Annotated in this window: 17 protein-coding genes; 11 read left to right on the top strand and 6 right to left on the bottom strand. The window is 45.2% G+C overall.

Translation table 11 applies throughout. The features are described 5' to 3' along the window. Positions 1 to 183 precede the first annotated feature (183 nt). Positions 184 to 960, top strand: a complete 777-nt coding sequence (locus QW087_06400) for a dihydropteroate synthase (GenBank protein MEM2944350.1) — start codon at positions 184 to 186, stop codon at positions 958 to 960. A 237-nt stretch (positions 961 to 1,197) separates the two neighbouring features. On the opposite strand, the gene QW087_06395 is transcribed toward QW087_06400, so the two are convergent. From QW087_06395 to QW087_06375, 5 genes are read right to left on the bottom strand one after another with little or no spacing between them, the layout of a single operon-like run. Further along, the gene (locus QW087_06395; protein ID MEM2944349.1) at positions 1,198 to 2,115 is read right to left on the bottom strand and encodes a methylenetetrahydrofolate reductase; all 918 of its coding nucleotides are present in this window, start codon (positions 2,113 to 2,115) and stop codon (positions 1,198 to 1,200) included. Beyond that, positions 2,112 to 2,819 (bottom strand): methylenetetrahydrofolate reductase C-terminal domain-containing protein, encoded by a 708-nt coding sequence (locus QW087_06390; GenBank protein ID MEM2944348.1) that lies wholly within the window; start codon positions 2,817 to 2,819, stop codon positions 2,112 to 2,114. Before QW087_06390 ends, QW087_06395 begins: the two co-directional genes overlap by 4 nt. Continuing rightward, complete coding sequence (locus QW087_06385) at positions 2,816 to 3,238, bottom strand: hydrogenase iron-sulfur subunit (GenBank protein ID MEM2944347.1); 423 nt, start codon at positions 3,236 to 3,238, stop codon at positions 2,816 to 2,818. Before QW087_06385 ends, QW087_06390 begins: the two co-directional genes overlap by 4 nt. Positions 3,239 to 3,243: 5 nt before the next feature. After that, on the bottom strand, positions 3,244 to 4,977 hold the full coding sequence (locus tag QW087_06380) for a 4Fe-4S binding protein (protein ID MEM2944346.1): 1,734 nt from the start codon (positions 4,975 to 4,977) through the stop codon (positions 3,244 to 3,246). Next, positions 4,974 to 6,209, bottom strand: coding sequence for an FAD-dependent oxidoreductase (locus QW087_06375; protein ID MEM2944345.1), 1,236 nt, complete (start codon positions 6,207 to 6,209; stop codon positions 4,974 to 4,976). Before QW087_06375 ends, QW087_06380 begins: the two co-directional genes overlap by 4 nt. Positions 6,210 to 6,603: 394 nt before the next feature. Between QW087_06375 and QW087_06370 the strand changes: the two genes are divergently transcribed. Together QW087_06370 and QW087_06365 are read left to right on the top strand one after the other, a co-directional pair. Next, complete coding sequence (locus tag QW087_06370) at positions 6,604 to 7,443, top strand: polysaccharide deacetylase family protein (protein MEM2944344.1); 840 nt, start codon at positions 6,604 to 6,606, stop codon at positions 7,441 to 7,443. Positions 7,444 to 7,468: 25 nt separating this feature from the next. Continuing rightward, positions 7,469 to 8,080, top strand: a complete 612-nt coding sequence (locus QW087_06365; protein ID MEM2944343.1) for a DUF3786 domain-containing protein — start codon at positions 7,469 to 7,471, stop codon at positions 8,078 to 8,080. A gap of 138 nt (positions 8,081 to 8,218) precedes the next feature. Here QW087_06365 and QW087_06360 read toward each other — a convergent pair whose 3' ends face one another. Further along, a complete protein-coding gene (locus QW087_06360) occupies positions 8,219 to 9,976 on the bottom strand; it encodes a formate--tetrahydrofolate ligase (protein ID MEM2944342.1) in 1,758 nt (585 codons plus the stop codon). Between the two features lie 236 nt (positions 9,977 to 10,212). Here QW087_06360 and folD point away from each other — a divergent pair, with 236 nt between their 5' ends. The 8 genes from folD to QW087_06320 all read left to right on the top strand — a co-directional run. Continuing rightward, positions 10,213 to 11,100, top strand: coding sequence for a bifunctional methylenetetrahydrofolate dehydrogenase/methenyltetrahydrofolate cyclohydrolase FolD (folD, locus tag QW087_06355; protein ID MEM2944341.1), 888 nt, complete (start codon positions 10,213 to 10,215; stop codon positions 11,098 to 11,100). Next, a complete protein-coding gene (locus QW087_06350; GenBank protein MEM2944340.1) occupies positions 11,085 to 12,098 on the top strand; it encodes a formate/nitrite transporter family protein in 1,014 nt (337 codons plus the stop codon). The genes folD and QW087_06350 overlap by 16 nt, the downstream gene beginning before the upstream one ends. Further along, the gene (locus QW087_06345; GenBank protein ID MEM2944339.1) at positions 12,099 to 12,572 is read left to right on the top strand and encodes a hypothetical protein; all 474 of its coding nucleotides are present in this window, start codon (positions 12,099 to 12,101) and stop codon (positions 12,570 to 12,572) included. Positions 12,573 to 12,676: 104 nt separating this feature from the next. Beyond that, positions 12,677 to 13,315: an RNA 2'-phosphotransferase gene (locus tag QW087_06340; protein ID MEM2944338.1), complete on the top strand. Its 639-nt coding sequence runs from the start codon at positions 12,677 to 12,679 to the stop codon at positions 13,313 to 13,315. Between the two features lie 101 nt (positions 13,316 to 13,416). After that, positions 13,417 to 14,313: a DUF2797 domain-containing protein gene (locus tag QW087_06335; protein MEM2944337.1), complete on the top strand. Its 897-nt coding sequence runs from the start codon at positions 13,417 to 13,419 to the stop codon at positions 14,311 to 14,313. Positions 14,314 to 14,334: 21 nt separating this feature from the next. Next, positions 14,335 to 15,303: a DUF1743 domain-containing protein gene (locus QW087_06330; protein MEM2944336.1), complete on the top strand. Its 969-nt coding sequence runs from the start codon at positions 14,335 to 14,337 to the stop codon at positions 15,301 to 15,303. A gap of 22 nt (positions 15,304 to 15,325) precedes the next feature. After that, positions 15,326 to 16,165, top strand: coding sequence for a polyprenyl diphosphate synthase (uppS, locus tag QW087_06325; protein ID MEM2944335.1), 840 nt, complete (start codon positions 15,326 to 15,328; stop codon positions 16,163 to 16,165). Positions 16,166 to 16,239: 74 nt separating this feature from the next. Continuing rightward, positions 16,240 to 17,228, top strand: a 989-nt coding sequence (locus QW087_06320; protein MEM2944334.1) for a cobalamin-dependent protein, incomplete at its 3' end; no start/stop codon positions are given.

Genomic DNA, 17,228 nt, shown 5'->3' with positions numbered 1-17,228 from the left:
ATGCGCCATTCCTAAATGCCTTCGGGTCACATAAAAATACTCATTCTTACCGTTACATCATTCTCTCGGATATGCCGTACTATGTTAACAATTTCTCGGCGTAAATGAGGATAGGGCAAATCCGTTTTTCAAGTCAAAAAAGATTTTAAATCGCTAGCTGTCGTTCCATGACGGGGCAATATTATGATTATTATCGGCGAGAAAATAAATGGACTCTTTGCATCTGTGGCAAAGGCAATCGACAAACGCGATACAAACTATATCCAGGAACTTGCGATGTCGCAGGTCAAGCATGGAGCGCAAATCTTGGACATCAACACGGGACCTGGAAGAGAAGATGCGCCCGCGGTAATGGAATGGCTTGTGAAAACTGTTCAGGACGTCGTCGATGTCCCGCTTAGCATTGATACGCCGGGACCTAAGACGATGGAAGCCGGACTGAAGGCTTGCAAAAACAAACCAGTCATGAATTCGACGACTGCAGAGCGAAAGAGAATGGAGAAGTTCTTCCCGCTCTGCAAAGAATATGATGCCGAGATTATTTGCTTGACCCTCGATGAACGTGGCATACCAAATGATGCTCAATCACGTGCTGAGATGGCAATGTTGATGATGACGACTGCAATGGAATATGATATTATGCCAGAGAAGATCTATCTCGACCCTCTTGTCTTGCCCGTTGGTGCAGCTCAGGATCAATGCAAGAAAGTCATTGAGGCCGTTCGGATCTTTCAGACATTGAATGAGCCACCACCGCGCACTGTGGTTGGTCTGAGCAATGTCTCTAATCTAACGAAGGAGCGCAGTCTTTTAAATAGGACTTTCCTGGCCATGCTGATGGGTGCTGGTTTAACCGCCGCGATATGCGATCCGCTCGACGAAGAACTGATGAAAATCATCAAGGCGGGAGAAATTCTACTTAACGAGCGATTATACTGTGACGACTTTCTTAGGGCTTAAGCCTTTACGCCAACACCTCTTGGCAATAGCGCCAACATGGTAGATATAGTTAGAACAATACATGGAGTGCCAGGCACGCAAAAGATCGTATGAGAATTATAGAAACATTTACTGCCATTGGTTCGCTATTGGATGCCCCTCTAGCCTGTGAAATCAATTAGCTGCGAGATTGCTAGGCCACTCGCAGCTATGCATGTCATCTCAAGAGATATTGAAAGCGTGCATTGAATAACTTCGTTACACTTGCGGTCTTGGATACAGCCCCGCCTCTCTTACGATCTCTGGTACGATCTCTTCCCATGCAATAGCCATTATATGCACACCGTGAACGCCTTTGACAGTCTTCAAATGCTCAATCTGTTCGACGCATATTTTCACGCCTTCTGATTTTGGATCCTTTGCCTTTTTCATGCGATCAATGATCTCATCTGGTACGATCATACCGGATACCTTGTTCTTCATGTATTTTGCTGCTCCGACGGATTTGAGCGGTATGACGCCAGCTAGTATGTGCACTTTCTTATCAAGACCTCTCTCCCTAATGCCCTCTATCCATTTTTCAAATCTGTCCATATCGTATATCGCTTGGGTTTGAATGAAGTCTGCTCCGGCAGCAACTTTTTTTGCGAGTCTAATCACCCGGAATTCGAACGGATCGGCAAAAGGGTTCTCTGCGGCTCCCAGAAAAACTTTAGGCGCCTCTTCGAGTTCTTCCCCGCCTGAAATTCTCTTTTCGTCTCGCATTTGCTTAAATATCATGAGCTCTTGGATCGAGTCTATGTCATAGACGTTTTTTGCACCCTTTTCATTTCCAAACGTCTGGTGGTCGCCTGTGAGGCAGAGTACATTTCTGATCCCGAGAGCAGAGGCGCCAAGTAGATCCGACTGCAACGCGATGCGATTCCTGTCTCGACACGTCATCTGCATCACGGGTTCTACGCCCTCATTCAAACATATCAGCGCCGAAGCCAGACTTGATAAACGGACGATTGCTGTCTGGTTATCCGTGAGATTGAATGCGTCTGCGTAACCTTTGAGCATTTGAGCATGTTGCTTGACGATGTTGGAACTCGCAGATTTGGGGGGACCAATTTCTGCAGTCACTGCAAAATTTCCTGATTCAAGAACCCTCTCAAGATTGCTACCAGCCTTCATTTCGGCACCCCCTTTTCCGCTTTTTCTTCAGGTGTGAGCACGGCATCTTGCCTTACAATGAGGCGCGGTCCTCCGCTATGGCTTGTGATCCAATTTTTTGGGGGAATTATCTGCTCCATGAATTCTAATTTACCAAGTCTTTTCAAACTGTGGTATATCTGATCCCATGCACACGGAGTTGAATCTGGATTGACTTCACAGCGTCCATTTTGAGAACCTCCGCAGGGACCATTTAGAAGACTCTTTGAGCACCTAGCAATGGGGCAGATGCCTCCCGTAAGATGCAGAACGCAATCGCCACATCCCGCACATTTTTCGCGCCAAATGCCCTGTTCCTCAGGCGCCCCCATATTCGAGGTATTGAGGCCCGGGACCACCCGTATGTCAGGATAGATTTCCTGCATTACCTGAGCACCAACGCCGCACGCCATAGACAATATCGCATCCTTACTAGAGACGACCGCCTGGATTTCCCGAACCCACTCCTTTTCGCACTGCCTCTCAATAGTGATTTCTTCAATAGTCCATAATTTTCCATGCATCTCGCCGTAAACTCGCAGCGCCTCAGCGACAATGCCTACTTCCTTTTCTCCACCCGCCAGACAGATCGCGACGCACGACCTGCAGCCAGCAACGAGAATATTGCGATGTCCTTCGAGATTGTGGATGATTTCTTTAAGGGGTTTCTGTTCAGCTATGATCATACGTTCACCTTCCTGATCGGGCTGGGGCCCAATTTCTCAACCCTAGATACCATCTCATCAACGATTTCCTTGAACTTCCACACCATGTTTGATGCCACATTGAACATCTCAAGTCTTTCAGGTTCGATGCCAATCTCAGCAAGGATTTTTTTGGCATAATTGATGCGTTTCCTTGCTTCAATGTTTCCGTATTCGTAGTTGCAGTTGCCTTCTAAGCATCCTGCAACAAAAACGGCGTCTGCACCCTCCCTAAAAGCCTTCAAAATATGAATTACGTCGATTCTGCCAGAACAGGGGACCCTTACAATCAAAACATCTGGTGAGTACTTTATGTGATTTAGCCCGGCAAGATCCGCAGATGCATAGCCACAGTAGTTGCAGCAGAATCCTATGATTCTTTTTTCTTGTACTCCAAACATTTTCATCACCCGCGCATAATCGAGCTCACCTGTGCATGCAACTGGGCATCTGAATAACAGTACATTTCGATGGCTTTGCTTGGGCAAATTCCAACGCAAATTCCACATCCCATGCACTTTTCTGTCTCAATCTCAGCCTTGCCGACTTCGCCTATAAATGGAGCATCGTATGGACAGCTCCTTACGCATGTGAGACAGGCAGAACATTTCTCTGGGTTAATCTCTGCAATCGCTCCACCTATATCAACATAGCCTGATCTTATCAACGCGACGGCCCGCGATGCACCAACTCGCGCATCGAGGAATTTTTCGGGCGCAAAACCTGATTCGACGGCGGTTCCACAAAGGAATATTCCCCTTCTAATGGAGGCAGCCGGCTTCAACTTCACCTGGGTCTTCTTGAGAAAGCCTTTTTCCGTAAGGGGAAGTCTGAACGCTCTCGCAATTACCTCCGCTCCTGTAGGAACTGCTGTCGGAGGCACGATGACATCATCAGCTCTTATTCTCAATGGAGCGCCTAGAACAATGTCATCTACAATCACAGCGAGAGAATCGCTCCTTTCAATCACGGGCTCTTTCTCAGTTCTGATTATCCTAATGCCTTGCTCCTGTGCATCCCTAAAGGTCAACTCATCGAATCCGTAAGTGCGCACATCCCTGACTATAACAGTGATTTCGGCATCTGATCTAAGTTTTTTGATATTGATCGCATGCGTTAGCACTTCTCCATCTCTCAATCCGCAGGACTGTTCTCTATCTCTCTGCGGCGCAAGTATAATCACAATTCTCGAAGGAATGCTTGATTTACCAGACGCCATCTCTTTCATATGATGCCATGGGTGTATACTCAGTGTATGATAGCTCTCGCCGCTTTCTTGTCCGATGATCGAATCGAAGGCGATAATAATTGCCCCGCATTCAATCTCCACGGTTTTGTCGTTTTCCATCGCAAGAACCCTGAAATTTCCAGCGAACCCCAAGTACTCAACCGGTTTTGTATTATTTAGGATCCTTACCAAAGGGTTTGCCTCAATTTTCCTCAGTTGATTAGACGTATATTCCCCAGAAGTTGAACTGCTTACCAATTTCAATTCTGATGACGAAAATCCCTCTCCGGGGTTGAGGAGCGTCACTTTGATGCCTTCCCTCGCCACGGACTCGGCCGCCGTGAGTGCGCTGATACCATTTCCGACAACTAATACTTGCTTATATGTAATTGGCACCCTATCGTAAGGTGGCGGTAGGAGAAATCGGCATTTTGAAATTGCCCCCCTGATGAGTGCCCTTGCCTTCGCCATCGTGTCAGTTTCGTCGTGCACGAAAGCACATTGCTCTCTAATGTTGGCCATTTCAAACATGAAAGGATTTAGGCCTATTTCGAGTGCTAACTCCCTAAAAAGTAGCTCGTGTGTCTTTGGCGAACATCCCGCAATCACGAATCTTGTGCTACCGATTTGCTGCAAAATTCTTTTTATCTCAGTTCTGCCGTTGGCCGTGCAAGCGAAGTCAAGAACGTAGGTGTCAATATTCTTCTCACTTCGCAACAACTCATCTCTTATCATCTCAAGGTCGATCCTGTTGCCTATAGCACCGCCACATCGGCAGAGAAAGACCGCGATACGATCATTCACTTCGCCCCTCTTCCTCTCTCTTGTAGCGGATCGGGGCCTTGATGATCTAGTTCCAGTCACAAGAGTCACCATTTCATCTCCTCTGCCAAACTGAATATCGAAACTCATTTCAATCCCCCAATAAAAGCAGCAACACGCCCCGCGGTCGCAATACCCTCCATAAAACTCTCCTCGATGTCTTTTGGACCTGTGCAGCAACCGGCCGCAAAAATTCCCCTTCTTTCACCATCATCAAGAATGAAGCCGTGTGGAGAGATCTTCATATCCAAAATATTTGAAAGCCTCCTTGCATCAGAAGGTGGCATGATACCAACCGATAGCATTATCAGATCGAATTCTTCCTCCTCAACCGTGTTTTCGCTTAAGGAGACGTATCTTACGATAGGTTTGTCGGTTTCAGATTGAATGATTTCCGCAGGTCTTGTCCTTATGACTTTAACTCCCTTGTTCTTATTTGCCCACTCCACCAACTCGTTATCTATTGAATCATAAGGTCTCCAGTCCATGAGGAAAAAGGAAATTTCCAGATCTGGGTTTTTCAGTTTTGCAAGCTGTGCAATCTTGAGAGCATATTTGCAGCACACCTTTGAACAGTACGAAGCCCCCATCCTGAGGTCTCGCGATCCAACACACTGAATGATGGCGAGTTTCTTGCACGGTAGGCTCGTCGGGAAAACAACTATTTTCCCGATGGAATTAATCATTCTCTCGATCTCAAGAGAAGTGAGCACATTCTTCAGCGTTCCGTAGCCTAATCTCCTATCGAGGGTCGCATCAAAAGGCTCAAATCCGCTTGCCACGACAATCGCTGATACGTTCAGATACTTCTTCGAAGCAGGCGCATCAAAATCTATGGCACCGTTAGGACATATTTCGGCACATTTTGTGCACTGAGATCCCTTCCATCTGATGCATTTGTTTTTGTCAATGTAATACGTCATCGGTACGCTCCGAAAATACCTAGGATTGATCGCGCTGCCTTCAACAGGACATACTTCCCGGCATGCGCCACAAGCAATGCACCTATCTTCTCGAACCAGCTGAGGTTTTCTCTCAACAGTAACTCTGTACGATCCAGGTGCGCCGCTTACCCTTTTTACTTCAGAATTTGTAAGTATGCGGATATACTTAGATTGAGCCACTTCAGGTAATCTATCGATCGAAAGGCAAACGTCGCATTTCGCGCACTTGATATCGCCTTTGCAGCACAATTCTGATGCCATTCCTCCAATACTTGATTCCTTTTCTACAATATTAACAAAAATACGGCGTTCAGCAAGGCCAATCGCCGCAGCGAGGCCAGCAGTTCCACCGCCAATAATGAGCACCTGAGCCAGCAAATCACCCCCCTTAAGTCTTCAATGTCGAATCTGACGTATATCTCACGCGCTCTCTGTTCATTGGTGATGCCTTTGTGAACAGGAGATCACCTTCTTCGACAATTCATGAAGACTATTTATAAATTGAGAGGAAGATGTTGGAATAATTGGCGGGAGCAAATTGCACTGCTTTTATTCTTCATCTCCGCATTCGACAATATTTGTTTTTTGAAAAAGAACTCGTTGATTATCGATGAAGTAATTACTGTCAGGATCTCATTTTTTGGGGGATAGTGCCGAAATATCCGAGATGCAAATCGATATGCTCGACTCCTCTGCAATAAAGCATGCAAAATACTCTTTTGAATTTATGCAGATCGATTAGTATAATATTTGTCATTTTATATATCATATCATGCCTTTGGGACATGCTGCGATTACTATAGATGTTGATAGAGATGTGAATCTAGCAGAGCAGGGAAAGATTGAGGGTGTCTCCAAGCCTAGGGACAGCGATTCCACGCCTCGCTTCGAATCCGCTGCACGCGGATTGAAATTAATCTTGTCTGTATTAAACGATCTGGGAATCAAAGGCACTTTTTTCATCGAGGCAGAAACCGCCAAGAGAATAATGAGCAGGATAAATCTTAAGGAGCTTTTGAAAGTTCACGAGGTTGCTTGCCACAGCTGTAGGCATGAAGACCTCACGGGAGAATATTCTGGTATAAGACTCACCGACGACCAGATCAATTCAATTCTGGATGAAAGCGTATCGGTGATAAAGGAAGTATTCAATAAGAAACCTGTCGGATTCCGAGCACCGTACCTGCACATTGATAACAGGATTCTGGCGATATTGGCACAGAAGGGATTCATGTATGATTCCTCGATAGTGAAACGAATTGACAGGGGCGAAATTCATCCATATAGGATCTACGGAGCGCTCATTGAAGCACCAATTGCATCTGGGCTCGATCGTGAAGGAAAGAAGATCATTTCTTATCTTTGGCCATTGCATGAGGGACAGAGAAAAATCAGCGACTACGAACACTTCCTATCAAAATTTTCGTCCGGTTTGTTCATACTTGCGACCCATAGCTGGCATGTGGTTGAAGGCTATGAGTGCGGTATTCTGCCGGAAGAAAGAATTGCGGAAAACGTGACGTTTCTCCGTTCCATACTGAAAACAGCGATCGACCTTGGGATCGAATTCTGCACCATAGAAGATTACCTCCTCGGAAAAGCGGGTGACTAATCTGTATGGACAAGGTTTTCCGAACTTGAAAAAAATCACTTATGAAGACGCCTTGAAAAGAGCCTGGGATGAACTTCAAGAAAGGGATCTTAGGGAACTCTCAGCTTTTTCTTTCAGCAAGTTAGAAAATGATATCATCTTTTTGAAATTCATCGATCGATCTTACTCCGTTGATATCTCTCAACGGATCGTTGCAGGCGAGGGTCAACGTCTCGAGCCGTTCTTATCTGTCTTAGTACTTCATTATCTCATTGGATGTTCTAGCCTAGAGCCCACAGGCGAGTTGATTACCTTTAGAGAGGTGCCTTATGGCGAGTTATATTATCCTGCGTTCAAATCAAGGGCGATAGATCCGCTTGTTTCAAAATTCGGAACTAACGCGAAGCTGTTACTTGCTATCGGCGAGAAATTAAAAGCTCGAAGGGTCGATTTGGGATCTGCTGCAATCTGTGTAGATGTTTTTCCGAAATTGCCAGTAGTTATCATCATCTGGGAAGGAGATGAGGAGATTCCTCCATCGGCAAACATACTTTTTGATAGGATTGCCCCGTCGATCATGGCGACAGAAGATCTCGCTGTGATAGGCAATCTGATATCATCCCGCGTACGAAAGATGTGCGAAGCTGCTGGCAAGTGAAATTCCTTTTTCTTACTTTAATAGAGAATGTGTTACAAATCGAGACTTTTTTTTCATAATATACGCTAGTTGCGCCAGGCGCCAAAGCTTCTGTTGCCTAATCGGCGAAGAGATCAAAAAAAGGGAAGAAGATAGGCTCTAGAAGAGCCCTTTCACGTTTCCTTTTTCGTCTATGTCGATGTCCATAAAAGCGGGCCTGCTTGCCAGCCCGGGCATTGTGCTCATCTTGCCGATTAGCGGATATATGAAACCGGCACCAACACTTGCTCTAACTTCTCTGACTGGCAGAATGAATCCCTTGGGGGCACCTTTGAGATCGGGATCGTGGCTCAAACTCAGATGAGTCTTTGCCATGCAGATAGGCAGTCTGCCGTATCCAGCCTTTTCAAATGCTTCGATTTGCTTCTCGGCGACCGGCGTGTAGCTCACACCATCGGCGCCGTAGATATTTTTGGCGATGCATTCGATCTTTTCTTTTATTGACCACTCGAGCGGGTATAAGAACTTGAACTTTGATGGCTTCTTGCAAGCTTCGACAACGAGCTGCGCCAGCTTCTTTGCGCCCTTTCCACCTTCCGCCCAGTGTGTGCATTTTGCGGCATCCTCAGCACCTGCTTCCTTGGCATATTTCCTGACAAGCTCAATTTCCGCGTTTGTATCCGTTTCAAATGCGTTGATTGCAACTACAACTGGTATGCCGAATAGCCTTGCATTTTTTATATGCACGCCGAGGTTAACAAGACCTTTCTCCAACAAGTCGAGATTCTCTTGCGTATAGTCTTTATCAAGAGGCAGTCCCGGTTTTACCTTCGGTCCTCCACCATGCATCTTGAGAGCTCTGATCGTTGCAACGATGACAACGCAGTTAGGAATTAAGCCACTGTATCTACATTTGATATTGAAGAATTTCTCCATACCGATGTCGGCACCAAATCCGCTTTCCGTAACGACATAATCGGCGCACTTCAATGCAATCTGATCAGCCACAATACTGCTGTTTCCGTGTGCGATATTTGCAAATGGACCTGCGTGAACAAAAGCAGGTTGCCCTTCAAGGGTTTGCATCAAGTTCGGCATGAGCGCATCTTTCAATAAAACCGTCGCTGCACCAGCTACCTTTAGTCTTTCGAGCGTCACTGGTCGCCCCTTTTTGTCCATTGCAACTACGACACGACCGATTCTTTCTCGCATATCCTTAAGGCCGGTGGTGAGTGCTAATATGGCCATCAATTCGCTGGCAACACTTATATCGTAACCAGTTTTTCGTGGGAATACAGGGCTTGGGGATCCATCAGGCAAGGTCGCATCGTTGAATCCTATCTGTATCTCTCGCAAGCTTCGGTCGCATACATCGACTACACGATTCCACATGATTGTCTGTGGGTCGATGTCGATGCGCTCGAGTCCACGCTTTGCTAGCTGCTCATCGGTCAAAACACTTTCGTGGTACATTCTGCTGTCAATAGCCGCAGCAATGAGGTTATGAGCAACGGATATCGCGTGAATATCGCCGGTAAGGTGCAGGTTGAAATTCTCCATAGGAACTACCTGGCTATAACCTCCGCCCGCGGCTCCGCCTTTTATATTAAATGTAGGCCCCATGCTTGGCTGCCTGATGCAAGCAACCACTTTCTTCTTCAATTCAGAGCCAAGTGCCTGCGTGAGTCCGATTGTAGTCGTGGTTTTCCCCTCACCCAAAGGCGTAGGTGTTATTGCTGTAACATCGATATACATACCTTGAGGTCTGTCCGCAAACTTCTCTCGCACGTCCAAGTGAACCTTCGCAACATACTTCCCGTATAGCTCGATATCATCAGGCGTGAGATCTATTTTTGCTGCGATGTCAAGGATTGGCTCCAAAGTTGCTTCCTGAGCTATTTCCAAATCGCTTTTCATTCAGAATTTCCCCCTCGTCTATTTTTGTCGATTCTTTCGGATTAGATTTGAAGGGAAATATCAAGTAGAATATAAAACAGTTCCCAGGACTCACCACAGTATTGGTCACGAAACACAAGTGTTAGAATTTGAGAATTTGGTGAAGAAAATACAGTACGACAAATGACGAATCAAACGACGAGTGACGAAGAATTAAATAAGATACCGCTGTTATCGCTGAGAACAAGGTGGTGAGGATGGTTGCCAAGTTAATCGATGGTAACGAGATTGCCGGTCAAATTCGAGAGGAATTAAAAAAGAAAATTGCAGACCTCAAGTCTAAAGGGGTCACTCCTGGTCTTGCTGTAATTCTTGTAGGAGATGATCCGGCTTCCCAGGTCTATGTGAGGATGAAAGGCAAGGCTTGTGAAGAGCTTGGTCTTTATTCTGAGACGATCAGACTCCCAGCAAACTACCCTGAAGAGGCATTGTTGAAAATGATAGATGACCTCAACGTGAACCCAAAAATCCATGGAATTCTGGTTCAGTTGCCTCTTCCCGATCACATCAATGAGACGAAAGTTCTCAACAGAATCGACCCTGAGAAGGATGTTGACGGATTCCACCCCGTTAATGTTGGGCGAATGCTGATCGGTGATCCAGGATTTTTGCCTTGCACTCCCCACGGAATCCAAGAGCTTCTTATGAGGAGTGGAAACAGCCCAGAGGGGAAGCATGTTGTGGTTGTTGGACGCAGCAATATAGTCGGAAAGCCAGTAGCTGCGATTTTGATGCAAAAGAAACCCGGTGCGAATGCGACGGTTACTGTGTGTCATTCAAGGACGAAGAACCTTCCGGAGGTTACTAGAATGGGAGACATACTCATCGCGGCGATGGGTGTACCTGAATTCATAAAAGCCGACATGGTCAAGGAAGGTGCGGTGGTGATCGATGTCGGTGTGAATAGGGTTGATGACCCATCATCCAAAAAAGGTTACAAGCTTGTCGGCGATGTAGATTTTGACGCCGTCAAACAAAAAGCATCTGCGATTACTCCTGTGCCGGGCGGCGTTGGTCCCATGACGATTGTCATGTTAATGAAGAATACAGTTCTCTCAGCTGAAAGAGCATTGGCTCGCAAGTAACATCTCTCGTTACAATTTGGATATTTGGTGGGGGGATTCCAACGACTAATAGGCCATGCGATATTGTAGATTTAGCAGGAAAAGCCGGCGTCTATAAATCAAAACTGTCAGCTGGCAATTTGCTCCTTCGCGGATTCATGGCAGGTCTTTACATTGCTGTCGGTGCAGCGCTCGCTACTGTGTGTTCAACTGGTGTTGCAAATTATCTCGGTGCGGGTATTGGAAAATTGGTCGCGGGTGCAGTTTTTCCTGTTGGGCTCATAGCAATTGTTCTTACTGGCATGGAACTTTTTACGGGAGACGCGATGCTAGTGCCCATGGCTGCTATGATGAAAATGGTTTCATGGAAGCGTGTACTATACGTCTGGGTTTTTGTTTACATAGGTAACTTCGCAGGTTCACTTTTCTGGGCGTTCCTCATGGCAGTTGGACCGCTACAAACTGGCGACATTTCAGCGGTTTCAGGGAATTCGGTATCCGCGAGCGGATTCTACCTGAATGCCTTTGGTGTTAACGCCATTAACATAGCTGCATCGAAAACGCTCACCTATAAGGCCGCCGGTGGGCTAATGGGCATGACTTCCGTATTTATGAACGCCATTGCCTGCAACCTTCTCGTCAATGTTGCGATCTTGCTGGCTCTCTCATCCAAAGAAATGATAGGAAAATTTTTCGGTATTTGGTTCCCGATTATGGCGTTTGTTGCGAGTGGTTTTGAACACTGCGTCGCTAACATGTATTTCATTCCGGCAGGAATGATGTCGCTTGCATTGCATCCAGAGTACTCAATACCTGCAAATACGCTCCTAGCTCATTACGGAGGAATTTCTATCGGCGACTTTCTCATTTGGAACCTCTTACCCGCAACAATTGGAAATATTATTGGTGGATTTTTGTTCGTTGGAGTAGTATATTATTACTGCTTCAGAAGCGAACTTCCAGGAGTATGCCCATCAAACCCGCCGGAGATCCAATCTAAGAAAGGAGAGCAGAAGTAAATGATGCAAGTATCCAGGATGGCGCTTGGAGTGGTTCTACTCTGGGCGCTCCTGGTCATTTTTGTTTTTCTTGTTACAATGAATTTCGTTATCTTGATACTCGGCGCAATGATGGTGGCAATGCTTTACCTTATCCCTTTATTAATTGGCAGAATGAATCGTTCTACGTTTTATCAGCTTGCAAACGAGCATAGAAAAACGGCTGCTAAAAAGATGATTCGAGACATCTCGCTGAACGATTTGGGATTGGTCATATCGATAAAGGGAAGAATCCAAAGACAGCGACTTAATTGGCTCGCAAGGCCTTATTTTGTCATCTCCGATGGAACTAGGCAAATCGCTGCAAGCATGTTATATTCACCATCGGAAAGGCTGCAAGAAGGGGATTATGTAAAGATTCTTGGCGTAGTGTCCAGGCGATTGACAAGATTTGATGAGATAACAATTACAATCCTTGAAATCATCAAATTATAAAGTTAGTACACTATCGATTTCAAGAGGTGTCATTTCTCATTTCGCTTTTTGACATCTTTTAAATGGGAAAAACTTAAACAATGGTATCGGATTCGTCATCTGTCATGTTAAGAGAATGTAAATCTCATGGCTACTTTCGCGGCGAGGCTTGCCCTGTTTGTGGTGAAAAAGGCAAATTTTTGATGAACGAGAAGGAGCTTGACCAAATAGGCAGAACTATGGCAGGCGCCCTTCGACATTTTCCAGAAAAATTTGGTTTGAAGATGGATTCTCAAGGATTTGTGAACTTGAGAGATTTTGTAAATGCATTAAAGCTTCATCAAAGGCGATATCACTGGCTTCGACCCCATCACATCATAGCGATTATCGAAACCGATCCTAAGGGTAGATATCAGTTAAGCAACGACATGATTCGGGCAACATATGGCCACACGATTGAAGTTGATTTGAGGTTGCCAACAGACGAAATCCCGGAGAAACTTTATTATCCGACAACGCCGGAAGAAGCGGACATCATTCTCGAAACGGGTATAAAGCCGTCTGATAGGAAGTTTGTGCACCTCTCGAAGACATATAAAGATGCCGTGATTGCGGGATCGGTACGAACGGATACTCCGATAATTTTGGAAGTAGATGCAAAGAGAGCTATTGCAGATGGAATCGTCATACAGCGCGCTGGAAAGACTGTTTTTTTGGTGGATGGGATACCGCCTCATTATTTGAAGCGAACATCAGAAACCTAATGAGTAGCGTGGAAATTTCGGTATTCTTCTTTTTTAATAAATACTAACTTCTGAAATCATTTAGGTAAAAATAATCATTACCGAATCAGCTATACAGTTTGATGTTCATAACGGCTGACAAGCTTCTCGACGGGCGCTGCGATCCTATGGCAATGTGGCACGTCATATCTTTCTATTGGGAAGATTTCGCTCCACATTTGGAAGTGTTCGATTTTAGAGAAAAAGAGTTGCTCGAGCTCAAATTGGAAAGCTTATCATTCGTTGCGAGCGAAGAAAAATACTGTGTGGGGTATTTTAGAGGTTCCGAGTATTTGCCATGTCCAACGGCATCGCGCGTTTCGGCCTTCAGTCAGTGTCCTTCATGCGCTTCTTCGTGGATTCCGTACCAGGAATGTCTCTTTGAGCCGAAATGTGACGGAGGACTCTGCTCAATCGATTTTTGCAGACGACCGCATGTTGTTTACGCAGCTGCAATTAGGGAAAGTATCAAAATCGGAATGACTGGTGAGACGAGGTTGAAGGAAAGAGGAATAGAACAAGGCGCTGACGCCATATTGCCACTTGCGACTTGTCGCAACCGTCTTGAGGCACGAAATCTTGAAAAGAAAATTTCCTCGATGTTAAGATTGCCGCAAGCGCCAAGTTCTTCTGATATATCAAAGTTTTTTATGAAGCCGCCAAGTAAAAACCGGATTGCTGACTTATTGGCTTCCGTAAGATATCGGACATCTCGATTCCTGCGAAAAGTTGATGGTGAAATCTTATTCCTAGATGAATATCCTGTGAAGCAATATCTTGACAAACCCGTTAATTTGAAACCATGTTATGGTGAGCATGTCGGGGAAGTTATTGGAATCAAGGGGCGATATCTTTTATATGAAAGTGAGAGCCAGAAAAAGTATGTTATTATCAATGTTTCAGATCTGCTGGGAAGATATCTCTATTCTGCTTTAGAAAACGATAAAAAAGAGCACAAGGATTTAGAAGGAGTTCTATAAGGAACTGTGGGGGCTTCACAGATGACGATCAGGTTAACGCCAAAAGAAGTTAAGGATCGTTTCGGTCCGCTGTTTTGCAAGAAATATATTACGATGGTGGATGAAGAGAATGGCATCGCTAGAATCATCGATGATTGTATTGCCAAAGGACCCGTGGAATGGGATGCTGTAAATAGAAAAAGAGCTGGGGGTGTCATCACCGATGTGCGTGTTGAGGGAACAACCCTGATTATTGACGCGTTGATAGGTGAGAAAGAAGTAAAGTTTGGTCCTGCATCTAAAGATCTAGGTGGTCAAGGTCTAAAATCTCTGAAGGTGGAGGAAGACAAGGTCAAAACTACGTGGGTCGGTCTGGCTGGTGCAAGTATCGGTGTGGGCGCTTGCCTTCCGCAAGCATCAGGGACGATCGAAACCGAATATCCTGATGATATTAAAATCGGCGGGGCCCACAGGATCGAGGTGACAATAGTAACGCCGAAAATGATTAGAATGGTTTATGCTGTGGATGATACCGATACAAAGGAGAAGGGAGCATCTTGGGCTATGATGCTCAAGATGGCGAATTCCGCACCTGTTGGTCAGTTCCTCGAACACAAGATCATACAACTCAATCCGAATGTTCCTAACAAAACAACGAACTGCGTATCTGTGGGAGTTTCATTTGCGGTCGAGGAAAAGGATGCGAGCAAGCTGACTGATTATGTTGTAGACTATGTCAAGAAGAATACGCTCTCACAAAACACGACTTTGGCTGTATTCAAGGGATTGAAGATTCCCGGAGAATTGGTCGATTATGGTCTAAGAGCAAAGAAAGAAATACTTACAGTAGCTCATGCCAGGGATATCGCTATGAGAAACAATGTGAGTCTCATCGAAATCACTGGTGAAAGGGGAGCTATTGGCGCGGTGGCTGGCATCGGCTGCTTTGATCTGGGGATAATTTCTTCCTCGTTGCCAGAAGATTTTGAAGGTCAGAACATCAACTTATAATAACGGCTCCGCATGAATATACTTGGAAAGCAGCTCTCCGATCTCTGCTGGTGGATCTAATGAAGAAGGGGGCATAGAAATTAGAGAAGAAATTTCAAGAATCATTTCCAATACAGCTTACCAGGCGTACGAGAGGAAGCTTCTAAAAGAGGTGCTCCAGCATGAAATACCTCGTCATGTAGCCATAATTATGGATGGAAACAGGCGATTTGCAAGAGAATTCGGCCTCCATCCTAATGAGGGGCATATAAAAGGAAAGGATAAGCTCGAAGAAGTGATGGAATGGTGCCTTGAGCTCGGCATCAGAATACTTACCGTGTACGCTTTTTCAACAGAAAACCTACAGCGAGGAGAGGAAGAAGTCGGGTATTTGATGAAGTTGTTTGAAGAGAATTTTTTCAAATTAGGAGATGATGAAAGGATACACAAACACAAGATAAAAGTTAGGGTTTTGGGCCAGCGGGAACTTTTGCCAGATTCTGTCAGAAGGGCTATTGAATATGCGGAGAAGCGCACGGCGGGTTACGACCAATACTACTACAATATAGCGGTTGCCTACGGAAGTAGGCAAGAGATTATCCACGCAATCAGACAGATTGCCGATAAGGTGAAACGGGGAGAATTGGAAGTGCATGAAATCGACGAAAAAGTCTTTTCAAATTTCCTTTATACTGCTGATTTTCCCGATCCCGATCTTATATTGAGGACTTCTGGCGAAGAAAGAGTATCAAACTTTTTACTATGGCAGCTCGCTTATTCTGAGTTATACTTCACAGATGTATATTGGCCAGGATTCAGAAAAATTGATTTCTTGCGAGCCATAAGATCGTATCAACTTCGCCAGAGACGCTTCGGCAGGTGAGATGGCAATGTATCTTCTATTATTCTCTGATTTCGAATTTAGGAGGTAATCCACTGGCTACTGAGGATCTCATATTGATTCACGCACCAAGTGTTTTCGATTTCAGAAAGGAAACGATTTTCTATGGACCAATAAGCGATCTCATACCTTCAACCCCTGTGTTTGAGATGTATCCTTTCGGATTCGTTACGATTTCCACGCATCTTCACAATGCTGGATACAAAACTAGAATCGTAAACTTGGCTACGCTCATGCTTGAGGATGAGAATTTTGATGTGGGAAGATTCGTAAGGAAACTTTCATCAAAGGTCTTTGGAATAGATCTTCACTGGTTGCCACACGCTCAAGGATCGCTTGCGATTGCAGATCTTATCAAGAAATACCATCCTGATGCAAGGATCGTTTTTGGCGGGTTCTCTTCGACTTACTATCACAGGGAATTAATATCTTATCCCCAGGTCGACATGGTCATGCGCGGAGATTCGACTGAGGTCCCCATGGTATCGCTGATGGATGCGCTCGAAAAAGGGGATGACTTGAGTAAGATTCCGAATCTCCTATGGAAGGAAAACGGAAAGGTCATTGAAAATCCTCTAAATTTCGTTCCTAATGATCTAGATTATCTTGATGTTGATTATGGTTGGGTAATTAGGTCAGTAATTAGACATCTCGATCTCAATGGTTTCAAACCATTCAGAGATTGGGATAGATATCCGCTTACGGCCGTTTTTTCCGCAAGGGGCTGCACCATGAATTGTGCGATCTGTGGCGGTTCGTGCAGTGCTATGAGGAGTGTGTTCTGCAGAAAGAGGCCAGCTTACAGGTCGCCAGAACTGCTTGCTCTCGATGTTTACAATATCTACTGTCATTTGAAGTCCCCAATCTTCATTGTCGGAGATCTACGCCAAGGAGGCAAGGATTACCCTGAGAGGTTTTTCAATGAGGTGAAGAAATTGGGGGTGGAAAATCATATCGTACTCGAGATATTCACGCCCGCCCAAAACGAATTTTTTTCCATGGCATCGAAGTCTCTCGGCAGTTATTCTGTTCAGTTTTCTCCCGA

This window comes from Methanomassiliicoccales archaeon (genome assembly GCA_038850735.1).
Taxonomy (GTDB): domain Archaea; phylum Thermoplasmatota; class Thermoplasmata; order Methanomassiliicoccales; family JACIVX01; genus JACIVX01.
Note: the sequence above shows the minus strand (reverse complement) of the source record. Positions and strands in the feature narration are given on the sequence as shown.

Excerpts from the sequence above, each read along its gene's own strand:
- QW087_06360 (MEM2944342.1), bottom strand. The coding sequence starts at position 9,976 with ATGAAAAGCGATTTGGAAATAGCTCAGGAAGCAACTTTGGAGCCAATC.
- QW087_06345 (MEM2944339.1), top strand. The coding sequence starts at position 12,099 with ATGATGCAAGTATCCAGGATGGCGCTTGGAGTGGTTCTACTCTGGGCG.
- QW087_06400 (MEM2944350.1), top strand. The coding sequence starts at position 184 with ATGATTATTATCGGCGAGAAAATAAATGGACTCTTTGCATCTGTGGCA.
- folD (MEM2944341.1), top strand. The coding sequence starts at position 10,213 with ATGGTTGCCAAGTTAATCGATGGTAACGAGATTGCCGGTCAAATTCGA.
- QW087_06330 (MEM2944336.1), top strand. The coding sequence starts at position 14,335 with ATGACGATCAGGTTAACGCCAAAAGAAGTTAAGGATCGTTTCGGTCCG.
- QW087_06395 (MEM2944349.1), bottom strand. The coding sequence starts at position 2,115 with ATGAAGGCTGGTAGCAATCTTGAGAGGGTTCTTGAATCAGGAAATTTT.
- QW087_06340 (MEM2944338.1), top strand. The coding sequence starts at position 12,677 with ATGTTAAGAGAATGTAAATCTCATGGCTACTTTCGCGGCGAGGCTTGC.
- QW087_06385 (MEM2944347.1), bottom strand. The coding sequence starts at position 3,238 with ATGTTTGGAGTACAAGAAAAAAGAATCATAGGATTCTGCTGCAACTAC.
- QW087_06370 (MEM2944344.1), top strand. The coding sequence starts at position 6,604 with ATGCCTTTGGGACATGCTGCGATTACTATAGATGTTGATAGAGATGTG.
- QW087_06390 (MEM2944348.1), bottom strand. The coding sequence starts at position 2,819 with ATGATCATAGCTGAACAGAAACCCCTTAAAGAAATCATCCACAATCTC.
- QW087_06335 (MEM2944337.1), top strand. The coding sequence starts at position 13,417 with ATGTTCATAACGGCTGACAAGCTTCTCGACGGGCGCTGCGATCCTATG.
- QW087_06380 (MEM2944346.1), bottom strand. The coding sequence starts at position 4,977 with ATGAGTTTCGATATTCAGTTTGGCAGAGGAGATGAAATGGTGACTCTT.